The 10,705-nt window shown below is 32.7% G+C and carries 15 protein-coding genes and 1 tRNA gene; 5 read left to right on the forward strand and 11 right to left on the reverse strand.

Translation table 11 applies throughout. The features are described from left to right. The first annotated feature begins 215 nt into the window (after nucleotides 1–215). On the forward strand, nucleotides 216–761 hold the full coding sequence (locus NTX22_00430) for a hypothetical protein (GenBank protein MCX6148970.1): 546 nt from the start codon (nucleotides 216–218) through the stop codon (nucleotides 759–761). Between the two features lie 53 nt (nucleotides 762–814). On the opposite strand, the gene NTX22_00435 is transcribed toward NTX22_00430, so the two are convergent. The 4 genes from NTX22_00435 to NTX22_00450 all read right to left on the reverse strand — a co-directional run bounded on the left by NTX22_00435 (nucleotide 815) and on the right by NTX22_00450 (nucleotide 2,627). Beyond that, nucleotides 815–897 (reverse strand) — tRNA-Leu (locus tag NTX22_00435). Between the two features lie 116 nt (nucleotides 898–1,013). Continuing rightward, nucleotides 1,014–1,490 (reverse strand): hypothetical protein, encoded by a 477-nt coding sequence (locus NTX22_00440; protein MCX6148971.1) that lies wholly within the window; start codon nucleotides 1,488–1,490, stop codon nucleotides 1,014–1,016. 8 nt (nucleotides 1,491–1,498) lie between these two features. Next, on the reverse strand, nucleotides 1,499–2,086 hold the full coding sequence (locus NTX22_00445; protein MCX6148972.1) for a hypothetical protein: 588 nt from the start codon (nucleotides 2,084–2,086) through the stop codon (nucleotides 1,499–1,501). A 1-nt stretch (nucleotide 2,087) separates the two neighbouring features. Then, nucleotides 2,088–2,627: an RNA polymerase sigma factor gene (locus NTX22_00450; GenBank protein MCX6148973.1), complete on the reverse strand. Its 540-nt coding sequence runs from the start codon at nucleotides 2,625–2,627 to the stop codon at nucleotides 2,088–2,090. A 192-nt stretch (nucleotides 2,628–2,819) separates the two neighbouring features. On the opposite strand from NTX22_00450, the gene NTX22_00455 reads away from it, so the two are divergent. Next, nucleotides 2,820–3,311: a periplasmic heavy metal sensor gene (locus NTX22_00455; GenBank protein ID MCX6148974.1), complete on the forward strand. Its 492-nt coding sequence runs from the start codon at nucleotides 2,820–2,822 to the stop codon at nucleotides 3,309–3,311. 74 nt (nucleotides 3,312–3,385) lie between these two features. Here the strand turns inward: NTX22_00455 and NTX22_00460 are convergent, their stop codons facing one another. From NTX22_00460 to NTX22_00480, 5 genes are all read right to left on the reverse strand, one after another. Further along, nucleotides 3,386–4,099 carry an SDR family NAD(P)-dependent oxidoreductase gene (locus NTX22_00460; protein MCX6148975.1) on the reverse strand — a complete coding sequence of 238 codons (714 nt, stop codon included), beginning with the start codon at nucleotides 4,097–4,099 and terminating at the stop codon, nucleotides 3,386–3,388. Beyond that, nucleotides 4,099–4,692 (reverse strand): GTP cyclohydrolase I FolE, encoded by a 594-nt coding sequence (gene folE, locus NTX22_00465; GenBank protein ID MCX6148976.1) that lies wholly within the window; start codon nucleotides 4,690–4,692, stop codon nucleotides 4,099–4,101. The genes NTX22_00460 and folE overlap by 1 nt, the downstream gene beginning before the upstream one ends. After that, nucleotides 4,670–5,077, reverse strand: coding sequence for a 6-carboxytetrahydropterin synthase (locus NTX22_00470; protein ID MCX6148977.1), 408 nt, complete (start codon nucleotides 5,075–5,077; stop codon nucleotides 4,670–4,672). The genes folE and NTX22_00470 overlap by 23 nt, the downstream gene beginning before the upstream one ends. A gap of 4 nt (nucleotides 5,078–5,081) precedes the next feature. Further along, complete coding sequence (bcp, locus tag NTX22_00475) at nucleotides 5,082–5,540, reverse strand: thioredoxin-dependent thiol peroxidase (protein ID MCX6148978.1); 459 nt, start codon at nucleotides 5,538–5,540, stop codon at nucleotides 5,082–5,084. Between the two features lie 159 nt (nucleotides 5,541–5,699). Continuing rightward, nucleotides 5,700–5,900 carry a dodecin domain-containing protein gene (locus NTX22_00480; GenBank protein ID MCX6148979.1) on the reverse strand — a complete coding sequence of 67 codons (201 nt, stop codon included), beginning with the start codon at nucleotides 5,898–5,900 and terminating at the stop codon, nucleotides 5,700–5,702. A 185-nt stretch (nucleotides 5,901–6,085) separates the two neighbouring features. On the opposite strand from NTX22_00480, the gene NTX22_00485 reads away from it, so the two are divergent. The 3 genes from NTX22_00485 (at nucleotide 6,086) to NTX22_00495 (ending at nucleotide 9,383) form a co-directional block, all read left to right on the forward strand. Next, on the forward strand, nucleotides 6,086–6,259 hold the full coding sequence (locus tag NTX22_00485; GenBank protein ID MCX6148980.1) for a hypothetical protein: 174 nt from the start codon (nucleotides 6,086–6,088) through the stop codon (nucleotides 6,257–6,259). A gap of 215 nt (nucleotides 6,260–6,474) precedes the next feature. Then, nucleotides 6,475–7,527, forward strand: a complete 1,053-nt coding sequence (locus NTX22_00490; GenBank protein ID MCX6148981.1) for a hypothetical protein — start codon at nucleotides 6,475–6,477, stop codon at nucleotides 7,525–7,527. Between the two features lie 47 nt (nucleotides 7,528–7,574). Continuing rightward, nucleotides 7,575–9,383, forward strand: a complete 1,809-nt coding sequence (locus NTX22_00495; GenBank protein MCX6148982.1) for a M20/M25/M40 family metallo-hydrolase — start codon at nucleotides 7,575–7,577, stop codon at nucleotides 9,381–9,383. Between the two features lie 62 nt (nucleotides 9,384–9,445). Here NTX22_00495 and NTX22_00500 read toward each other — a convergent pair whose 3' ends face one another. Together NTX22_00500 and NTX22_00505 are read right to left on the reverse strand one after the other, a co-directional pair. After that, nucleotides 9,446–9,811, reverse strand: a complete 366-nt coding sequence (locus NTX22_00500; GenBank protein ID MCX6148983.1) for a hypothetical protein — start codon at nucleotides 9,809–9,811, stop codon at nucleotides 9,446–9,448. Nucleotides 9,812–10,323: 512 nt separating this feature from the next. After that, nucleotides 10,324–10,500: a hypothetical protein gene (locus tag NTX22_00505; protein MCX6148984.1), complete on the reverse strand. Its 177-nt coding sequence runs from the start codon at nucleotides 10,498–10,500 to the stop codon at nucleotides 10,324–10,326. Between the last annotated feature and the right edge of the window lie 205 nt (nucleotides 10,501–10,705).

Genomic DNA, 10,705 nt, shown 5'->3' on the forward strand with positions numbered 1-10,705 from the left:
CAATGCTATGCTTCAAAAACAAATTTGGAAAAAACAAATATAATTCTTAAAAATGTGATTAAAGTAGAATTAAATAATTAAAATTTGCCAATAATAATTTTTTTGTTAATATTATTCTACAAAATAAATTTGTTCCAGATTGGGGGGTTTTGTTTTATATTATAAACTGTAAATTTTTTATTTTCTTTTATATACTAAATTAAGGAGACTGATTTATGAAATCATTACTTTCTGTTTTTCTCGTTCTTGTTCTAACTGTAAGTTTGTTTGCCGAGCAATTTAATAAAGGAGAAAAAGTTGCTCAGCTTGGTATCGGTTTTGGCCACGCAGGAATTTATGGTGATATGGGATTTCCTCCACTAATTGCTGGATTTCAATATGGAATTTTAAAGAATATTTCCGTTGGTGGTATTATTGGGTATTCCTCTTCCTCAGACAAATGGGGTGATGATTCTTATGGTTGGGAATATACTTATACTTACATTTTTATTGGAGCAAGAGGCGAATATCACTTCCTGGAAAATGTTGAAAAACTTGACCTTTATGCTGGTGTAACTCTTGGTTATGATATTGTAACTGCTTCTTCTAAAGTCCATGGTAATAATAATTATGGTTATAATGGAAGTTCAGCTTCTGCCAGTTATGCCTTAACTGGAATACATGGAGGAGTAAGGTATTATGTGTCTCCTCAATTTGCCGTATGGGGCGAAGTTGGTTATGGCGTAAGTTTAATTTCTGGAGGCGTTGCTTTCAAGTTTTAGAGCTTGGTTTAATATCAAAACAAAAAACCCTCCGATATCGGAGGGTTTTTTTGTGCGGAAGGCGGGACTTGAACCCGCATGCCGTCGTGGCACCACCCCCTCAAGATGGCGTGTATACCAATTTCACCACTTCCGCAAAACGTCGATTGAAAAATAGGTTCTGAATACTAAAAAATCAATATTTATTTCTAACTGGGGTAATTATTATTAGAAAAAATCGGGATTTAAGAATAAGCACCAAATTAATATTTGCTAATCGGAATTTGGATCCCTTTTACGATGCTTAATGATCAGATCTCTTAATTCGCGCCTAAAGTTTCGTTCAAAAATTATAACTTTGGCTATTTCCTGTTGATTAAGAATATCGTTAAGAGAGATTATAAAATCGTTCTTTGCTTTCATTAGGGATTGTTCCATCATACCAATCTCATCAATTCTTTTCTTTAATGCCTGATCATTTTCTTCATTTATTGCTTTTTCAAGTTGATCCACCTTATCGTTTTTCTGCATTTCTAATTGGCGGATCTTATCAAGAAAATCTTTTCTTCTTGAAAAAAACTTTAGCATAATATCATCTTTCAGATTTAGTATTTCCATCAGCTTAATTTTTTCAAGTTCTTCAATTTTCCTTTGAGCACCCTCTGGAGGATCAAGGAATTTATGTCTTTGTCCAAAGGAATATCCGCCGACCATCCCAATAAAAAATAATATTATAATTACATTTTTCATTTTAGCTCCTAAAGCAACTTCTTTGTTACAATTGTATTGTAAATAGTTTCTACTTCTTCTGATGAAAGATTTTTAATTATTTCATCTTCATCAGTGTAATTCAATTTGGAATCCAGATTAATTTTATCAAACTCAATAGAATTGGAAATTTCTTTTTCAATTATCTCACTATTATTTGATTGCTTAACGAACTCTTCCTGTAAAATACCATTTTCATCTTCTATTAAATTAACAATTTCATCTTTTGAACTATCAGGTAGATTGTTGACAAGCTTGGAATATTCATTAGTACGATTTAAATAAAATACTAAGGAAATTATTACGGCTAATAATGGAACTGCATAAGCCAATTTTGGAAATATATTTCTACTTTTCCTTGTATCAATAGTTTTACGCATACGTGGTACGAGGTTAACAAAGTAGGTTGCATTAAATTCAATTTCATTTATCTTCTTTAGTTCATTTAACCTGTTTAAACAATGGTTAACATCCTTCTGAAGTAAAGAATCATTTTTCATCTCAGCTTCAAACTTTATTCTTTCCGCTTCAGAAAGTTGATCGGAGAGGTATTTAAGAATTCTTTCGTTCACTTTCATTTTAGTTCATCATCTCCAATACTTTATTTAGCGCATGAAAATAATTTGATTTAAGTCCACCAATGCTTTTACCAGAAATTTTGGAAATCTCTTCGTATGATAAACCATCAAAATGTCTTAGCATAAATACTTCTCTTTGTTTAACTGGAAGTTTTTGTAAAATCTTATCAAGTTCAGCCAACTTTTCTTTTGATTCAAGATTATTAAGAATGTTTTCATCACTACTAAGCGATTCGTAATCAGAATCATCCAGAAACAATATTTTTTTAATCCTTCGTTTATTAATTTGGTTTATACTTCTTGTGGAAGTAATTCTGAATATCCAGGTATACAGTGAAGAGTTAAACCTGAAATCCTTCAATTTATTATAGAGAACAATCAATACTTCTTGTGTAACCTCGTCGGCATCCAAATGATTTCCAACCATTCTTCGAGCATGCCAGTATATTTTCTGTTGATATTTTTGAGCGATAGTATTAAATGCTCTTTCATCACCAGAAACAAATGCTCGTACGTTTTCAAAGTCTTTATCTTCAATCATTCGTTTTAAATTACTTCAAATACTTGGACAATAATTTGTATAAAAGGGTTTAATACTTTTTTACAAACTTAATAGAAAGGATTAAAAAATCATAACAAAGATTATGCTGAAAGATTTTAAACCTTAAAAACTTTCCTATTGTCCAAATAACAAATTCACAGAAACATTATAAACAATAAAAGGAGCGTGAAAATGAAAAAGGTAATTTTGATTTTAGCCGTTACGATTGTAACATTTCTATCTACAAATATTACAGCGCAGCAGCATAAACGCGGTAAGGATTTACCTGGTGCAAAACATTTATTAAAAGAATTAAATCTAACCGATCAACAGAAGGATGATTTTGACAAACTAAGATCTGAACATCAGAAAAAAGCAATTGATCTAAAAGCTGAAATTCAAAAACTACATGTTGAAATGAAAGATCAATTACGCGAAAAAAATATTAACGAAGAGCAGATTTTATCTTTATCTAAAAAAGTTAGCGAACTGCAAGCGCAACTAAAGGAATCCGCTATTAAGATGTGGCTTCAATCGTATAAATTATTAGATGACAAACAGAAAGAAATGTGGAAACAGCAAGGACCTATGCTTGGTGAAAGAATGGGTATGATGAGACAAAAAGTAAAAGCACATATGATGGAAAAGGGAATGCCTGATTGTTGTGATCCAATGGAAGATTAATATTTGAAATTGTAATTACTTAAGGCGGGTTTTATACCCGCCTTTTTTTGCTCTATTAACTATATCAATGGATTTTATAAATCACCAATCAATGGTCTAACAACAATCTCCTCAGTAACAAGGTTTCTATCCTGTAAATAAATGGAAACAATCAAGCGTGCAATTTCTTCAGGCAACATCATCCTCTCTCCAAATTCTTCTATCACACTATTTGCCCACATACCTGTATTAGTAGCGCCCGGTAAAATATTTACAATTTTTATGTTGTAGTTCCTAACTTCTTCGCGTAGAACATTTGTATAGGCAAGCAATCCAGCTTTGGATGCAGAGTAAGCACTGCTTTGGGTGAATAGTTTTTCTGCAGCAACTGAAAGAATATTGATAATTGTTCCCTTTTTCTTTTCTATCATTTTCGGAAGTACCGTCTTTATACAAAAGATAGATCCCAGCAAATTTACTTCAACAATATCTTTTATTTCGCGGATTGAATTCTCTTCTACTTTTTTGAAAGATGTAATTCCCGCATTATTGATAAGACAATCAATAGGTCCTAATTCATAAATCTTTTTTACTGCTAATTCCACATTTGATGAAGATGCGATGTTACAAGGAACAACATTCACAGAAAGATTTTCTGCCGCAAGTTCCTTGTTGATTAATTCAAGCACTGAATGCCTGCGCGAAGAAACGACAACATTGCAGCCAATTCTTGCAAACTCCTTTGCTGTTTCTTTTCCTATTCCAGAACTGGCACCTGTTACCCAGATGTTACCTTTGGATTCTTTCATCAATACCTGTTTACGGAAATCAGATTTAGAAATTCACTTCTTGTTCTTGCATCATCCTTAAATAATCCGTGCATTGCACTTGCTGTGGCAATTGAATTCTGTTTTTCAACACCCCGCATCATCATACACATGTGCCTTGCTTCGGAAACAACACCTACACCTTTTGGCTGAAGATATTTTTCAATAGTATCAGCAATTTCCTGTGTCATTCTTTCCTGTACTTGTAAGCGCCTGGCAAATACATCTACAATTCTTGGTATTTTACTTAAGCCAACAATTTTACCATTTGGGATATAAGCGATATGTACTTTTCCAAAGAACGGCAGCAGATGATGTTCACACATACTAAAAAAATCCACATCTTTAACTATAACCATCTCATCATACTTTTCTTCGAATATCGCTCCATTAATTACTTTTTTTATATCCTGGTGGTAACCAGCAGTTAAAAACTCGTAAGCCTTTGCAACTCTGTGTGGGGTTCTTAATAATCCTTCTCGTTGCGGGTCTTCCCCAATTTCTTCAAGAAGCATTTTTACCTGTGCTTCAATTACATCAAGGTTAATTTTACTATTCTCCTTTGTATTCAACATAGTTGTTTTCCGTTTCAAATAATTTAATTGAATATAATTTTCCAGATGGTATTTTATTCGCCAACTCGTTCCAGATAGCTATTGCTAAATTTTCTGTGGTGGGAATTATATCTTTCATAAAATCAACATCAAAATTAAAATGGTGATGATCAACTTTATCTAAAATATTTTCCCTGATAATTTTTTTTAATAATTTAAGATCAAATACATAACCTGTTAATGGATTTAGATCACCAGCAACAACAACTTCAAGGGTGTAATTATGCCCGTGACCGTACTGGTTATTACACTTTCCATAAATTCTAACATTCTCTTCATTAGAGATTTTATCATTATTTAATCGATGTGATGCACTGAAAGTTTCTCTTCTGGTTACGTAAAGCATCTTTTTAGTTTCCGATTATTTGTAAAACTTCTTCAACGTGCCCATCAACTTTTACCTTTGAAAAAATCTTAATGATTTTTCCTTTTTCATCTATTATAAATGTTGTTCTTTCAATCCCCATATATTTTTTACCATACAAACTTTTCTCTTTCCAAACATCATACTTTGTAATAATATCTTTTTCAGGATCGCTTAGAAGAGTAAAAGGTAATTCATATTTATTGCTAAATCCTTTATGTGATTTTTCAGAATCAGCGCTTATACCAAGAATTACAGCATTTAATTTTTTAAAATTCGGAAATTGATCTCTGAATTCGCATGCTTCTTTAGTGCAGCCAGATGTGTTATCCTTTGGATAAAAATATAAAACTACTTTACTGCCGGCAAAATCCTTTAACGCAACTGGATTCCCGTCACTGTCTTTAGATGCAAATGTGGGAGCTGTATCCCCTTCTTGTAGCATATTGGTTTCCTTAATCTTGATAAACTATTAACAGAAAGCGTGAGGTCATAAGTTCCTTTTAATAAATATAAATTAAGTTTAGTGATTTAGATTGTTAAATAAGTTTGGGTTAATTTTTCTTAAGACAAAATATTAATAATAAACGAATTCTTCAAATACTTAACTTAGCTTTCTACCAATTTTAACCGTTACTTGAAATTCTATTTTTCCTTCCGATGTAACTCTGCCTCTTTCATCCAAAACATTAAACCAGGCTACTGGTTTTTCATGATTAGCTTCATAAACAGCTGTTTTAATTGCGTCAGAAACGCTATCCGTTGATATCCCGACTCGTTCAAGTATTTCAAAAGTCTTTGCCATTTTTTCTCCTAACTGGATTTAATTGAAAATTGAATTTAACCTACACAAAATTTAATATTATTTAATTCAATTTAAAAACTATACTTAATATAAATAAATTCCATTTTTATCAAAATTATTGTCTGGTAACTATTCTTATCCTACTTTTATATAGAACAAATCTAAACAAGAGTATTAAATGATCAATGCTTAAAGAAGCCGAACAAAAGTTTAAAAATTTTATTCGCAATAATCCAAAACTAAATAAAGTAATATCAGAAGTTGCTGACGAAAATGGATTTCAGTTTGCGGATTATTCATTAAATTTATTTGTAAAGTACAAAGATGTTAAAAAGTGTAAAAGATCAAACCCAAAGTGAATATTAGATAAATTTCAAAAAGAATGGGAAATCCTCTTCCCACTGCTGTGGTGAAAAGCCAAAACGTGGTTTATAAGTATGGGAATTATTATTTAGTCCGGCATCTTGTTTTTAGTTTTTTATATAGTAGGAATTCTAACACAATTTTTTGTATAATAAATAAAGCAGTTAGCTTTTAATTATTGTTTTTATAAATTTAATTCCAAGAGTAATGAATGAATAAATATCTTATTGCAGCAACTTTACTTTTTATCACTTATAATCTTTTTCCCCGATCAAAAGATGGAAAAGATTCGCTCCTATTTCCTGGAGAAAAAAATCTAAAAAATATCAGATTCCTTACACAAGATGGAGAAAATGCAGAAGCATATCTTTCATTTGATGAAAAGAAGCTGATCTTTCAATCAACACACGGCGGTTTGATGTGCGATCAGATTTTTTCCATGAATATTGATGGGAGCAACAAAAAAATGATTTCTACTGGAAAAGGTAAAACCACTTGCTCTTATTTTTTACCCGGTGATTCTACAATCCTTTATGCTTCTACACATCTTGCTGATGAGAACTGCCCGCAACCGCCAGATAGATCGAGAGGATATGTTTGGAAGCTGTACAATAGTTTTGATATTTTCTTTGCAAAGGCTGATGGAACCAATCTGAAAAGAATTACAGACTCAAATGGATACGATGCTGAAGCAACAGTTTCACCAAAAGGTGATAAAATTGTTTTTACTTCCACACGAGATGGCGACCCGGAAATTTACGTGATGGATATTGATGGAAAAAATCAAACAAGATTAACTTACCAAAAAGGTTATGATGGCGGCGCTTTCTTTTCACTTGATGGATCGAAAATTGTTTTTAGAGCAAGCCGCCCTAAAACAAAAACTGAACTGATTGATTATGAAGAGTTAGTTAAAGATGGAATGGTTCGTCCAACCGCGTTAGAAATTTATGTAATGGATGCTGATGGGAAAAATATTAAACAAGTTACAAATTTTAATAAAGCAAGCTTTGCACCATTCTTTCATCCTGATGGAAAGAGAATTATTTTTTCTTCCAACATAAACAGCGCTAAAGGTGCTATGAATTTTGACCTTTATATGGTAAATATAGACGGGACTAATTTGCAGCAAATTACTTTCAACGAAACGTTTGATGGTTTTCCAATGTTTACAAAAGACGGAAAACATCTTATCTTTGCATCTAACAGATTTAATAAAAAGCCCGGCGATACAAATATTTTAATTGCCGACTGGGTTGAATGATCGATATTTAATTAAACAATAATAACCACTTTCCTTTGAGGAATTAAATGAAGAATATATTTCTGCTGCTCGTCGGATTCGTAATGTTCAATTATGGTTGTTCCTTTAGTCAACCAAAAAATGAACGAAACCCAAAAATAACAGTTAAAGAAGTTCAGGATCATGTAAACTATCTTGCCTCAGACGAACTTGAAGGAAGATTTACAGGTAGTGAAGGAGCTAATAAAGCTGCCGCTTATATTAAGCAGGATTTTAAAGAAGATGGATTACTCCCCTTCTTTGATAAAGACTATTCAGAAAGCTATCCATTTGTTTCTGGATTAGAAGCCGGCATTGCAAACAAAGTAAAATTATTAATTGATGGTAAAGAATATCAATTAAAATTTAATGATGAATTTATTGCTGCTAATTTTTCTGATAATGTAAAATATTCCGGTGAAGTAGTATTTGCTGGATATTCAATAACTGCCCCGGAATTGAATTATGATGATTATTCCAGCATAGATGTAAAAGGAAAAATTGTTTTGGCTATGCGTTATAATCCGGAAGAAAAAAATCCCCGCTCAAAGTTTGATAAATATGCTGAGTTAAGATTAAAAGCAAAAACTGCACAGGAAAAAGGCGCTGCAGGAATTATTTTTGTAAACGGTTATGTTCCAAAGGATGAAGACGATAATTTAATTAAGCTTAGCTATGATGGAGCGCCAGCAATGAAAGAGCTCGGAGCAATTCATATTAAAAGAAGTCTTGTTGATAAAATGTTTGAAGCGGAAAAGCTGAATTTTAAACTTTACCAACAAAATATTGACACAACTAAAAAACCAGCATCATTCGTTTTTAAAAACTCTAAAATTGAGTTAGTAACAGAAGTAAAACAAGTTGAAGGAAAAGGAATAAACATTGCCGGGTATTTACCAGGCAATGATCCAAAGTTGAAAGATGAATACATTATAATTGGTGCACATTACGATCATTTAGGTTATGGGGAAACTGGTTCACTTTACCGCGGTAAAGATAAACAAATACATAACGGCGCTGATGATAATGCCTCCGGAACAACTGGTGTATTGGAATTAGCAGAAAAATTTGCCGCTGAAAAGGATAAGAATAAAAGAAGTATAATCTTTGTAACATTTTCCGGTGAAGAGCTGGGTATGCTCGGATCAAATTATTTTGTTCAGAAATTATCAATCCCATATAAAAACATAACAGCTATGATTAACCTTGATATGATTGGCAGAATGAATGACGAAAAAAGTTTGATAGTTTATGGCACCGGCACATCGCATATATGGAAAGATGTTTTGAACAAATCAAATAAAGAATACAATTTTAAACTAACTTTTAATGATGAAGGATTTGGTCCAAGCGATCAAACTTCGTTTTATGCTAAAGAAATCCCTGTTCTGTTTTTCTTTACCGGAACCCACAGCGATTATCATCGTCCATCAGATGATGCAGATAAAATAAATTCAACTATGGAAGCAAAGATTTTGGATTATGTTTACCAGATTGCCGAAGGATTAGATACAAGCATAACCCGCCCGGATTATGTTAACGTTCCAAGAAAAGATACTGGCGGACCAACCAAATTTAAGGTTTATATCGGTACTACTCCAGATTTTGGAGCGCAGGTTGATGGTTACAAAATTAGCGGAGTTACAGATGGAAGCCCCGCACAAAAAAGCGGATTATTAGCAGGTGATATTATAATTGAATTTGGTAAAAAGAAAGTGAGTAACATTTACGATTATATGTACGCTATGAATGAATTTTCCCCCGGTGAGAAAGTTGAAATTGTTGTTATGCGTGGTGAAGAAAAATTAAACCTGACTTTAGAGTTAGCAGCGAAATGATTCCTGAGTAAAAGATGACATCTTTTTTTGAAAGATGTCATCTTGAAGTTGAGTAATAATTATTACTCAGGGTTTGCTTCTTTCTTTTTCTTTGGACCACCCGGTTTTTTGTAAGGCATCAATCCATAATCTTCTACTAAAGGATTTTGTTTGCCATGAAAATTATAAAGCATTCCCGATATGCCGGAGAAGTTATTGTCAATCTCATTGAAAAGTGAATTATACTCAGCAAATTTTGATTTGGCAATTCTGTCCGCATCGTCATAATCTTTACGCTTTTGCATAAGATTAGTTTTGTCCAGGCGAATTTTAGTTTCTGTAATGCTGGGGGGAAACGTTTGATCATTACTGTGCTTTGCCACGCCATTGGCAAGGTTCTCCAATCTTCCGAGCATCTCGTTGTAGAGTTTTAAATCCTCGGTTGCCATTTTCTTAACTCCTCATTTTATTTAGAAAATAGTTATTTAAGAACAAGTAAGAAAGTTGTATAAACTTCCACTGATAAAATATAAGATTAAAATTATAAAGCAAGTAAAAAAAGCAGAAAACAATTATCAGCGGAAAAGAATTTATCCGTATGCTGTTTTAACAAATTGAGTATTAATTAAAACGAAACGAATATTAATTGAAATAAATTGCCGATTAGTTTTAACAAATTGATATTTAGTTAAAACGCATTAATGATTTATTGTAATTAATTTATGGTCTATTAAAATTGATTAGCCATACATTAAAACAAATTACAGGTTTGTTTTAACGAACTGTTAATTAATTAAAAGAAACTGCCGCCTAATTAAAACAAATTACTGGTTTATTATAACAAATCGTGAGTTTTTAGGAACGGACATTGCGTTTTTAAGCGAAATATGAAGATTATTTGAAAATTTCAGTCGTTTTTACTTTTATAAATGTTAACAATAGATGAGTCCAGTCTAATAAGCTAATATTGCCCAGTTGTCATTCCCACGAACCTGCCTGCAGTAGGCAAGCCTGCCTGCAGTAGGCAAGCCTGCCTGCAGTAGGCAAGCCTGCCAGCGGTAGGCGGGAGTGGGAATCTATTGTATTTATAAAAGTTTTTGGATTCCCGCTTGCCTGCTGCAAGCAGGTTTTCACGCATAGGCGTCAACCTAAGGAAATTTTGTACTTGAATAGCTCCGGCATTTATGCCGGAGTATCGGAATCCTCAAAAAATCCTGGACTTTAGTCCAACCTACTTGCAGTAGGCAAGTACAATCCTAATGTTGGGCTAAAGCCCTAAATTCTTGGAGAATATTCTTTCCCCGACTTGAAAACCTGCCTACGGTAAGCAGGGTCGGGGCTAT

It is taken from the genome of Ignavibacteriales bacterium (assembly GCA_026390815.1).
In the GTDB taxonomy this organism is placed as follows: Bacteria; Bacteroidota; Ignavibacteria; order Ignavibacteriales; family SURF-24; genus JAPLFH01.

Excerpts from the sequence above, each read along its gene's own strand:
- NTX22_00430 (MCX6148970.1), top strand. The coding sequence starts at position 216 with ATGAAATCATTACTTTCTGTTTTTCTCGTTCTTGTTCTAACTGTAAGT.
- NTX22_00440 (MCX6148971.1), bottom strand. The coding sequence starts at position 1,490 with ATGAAAAATGTAATTATAATATTATTTTTTATTGGGATGGTCGGCGGA.
- NTX22_00445 (MCX6148972.1), bottom strand. The coding sequence starts at position 2,086 with ATGAAAGTGAACGAAAGAATTCTTAAATACCTCTCCGATCAACTTTCT.
- NTX22_00450 (MCX6148973.1), bottom strand. The coding sequence starts at position 2,627 with ATGATTGAAGATAAAGACTTTGAAAACGTACGAGCATTTGTTTCTGGT.
- NTX22_00455 (MCX6148974.1), top strand. The coding sequence starts at position 2,820 with ATGAAAAAGGTAATTTTGATTTTAGCCGTTACGATTGTAACATTTCTA.
- NTX22_00460 (MCX6148975.1), bottom strand. The coding sequence starts at position 4,099 with ATGAAAGAATCCAAAGGTAACATCTGGGTAACAGGTGCCAGTTCTGGA.
- folE (MCX6148976.1), bottom strand. The coding sequence starts at position 4,692 with ATGTTGAATACAAAGGAGAATAGTAAAATTAACCTTGATGTAATTGAA.
- NTX22_00470 (MCX6148977.1), bottom strand. The coding sequence starts at position 5,077 with ATGCTTTACGTAACCAGAAGAGAAACTTTCAGTGCATCACATCGATTA.
- bcp (MCX6148978.1), bottom strand. The coding sequence starts at position 5,540 with ATGCTACAAGAAGGGGATACAGCTCCCACATTTGCATCTAAAGACAGT.
- NTX22_00480 (MCX6148979.1), bottom strand. The coding sequence starts at position 5,900 with ATGGCAAAGACTTTTGAAATACTTGAACGAGTCGGGATATCAACGGAT.
- NTX22_00485 (MCX6148980.1), top strand. The coding sequence starts at position 6,086 with ATGCTTAAAGAAGCCGAACAAAAGTTTAAAAATTTTATTCGCAATAAT.
- NTX22_00490 (MCX6148981.1), top strand. The coding sequence starts at position 6,475 with ATGAATAAATATCTTATTGCAGCAACTTTACTTTTTATCACTTATAAT.
- NTX22_00495 (MCX6148982.1), top strand. The coding sequence starts at position 7,575 with ATGAAGAATATATTTCTGCTGCTCGTCGGATTCGTAATGTTCAATTAT.
- NTX22_00500 (MCX6148983.1), bottom strand. The coding sequence starts at position 9,811 with ATGGCAACCGAGGATTTAAAACTCTACAACGAGATGCTCGGAAGATTG.
- NTX22_00505 (MCX6148984.1), bottom strand. The coding sequence starts at position 10,500 with ATGCGTGAAAACCTGCTTGCAGCAGGCAAGCGGGAATCCAAAAACTTT.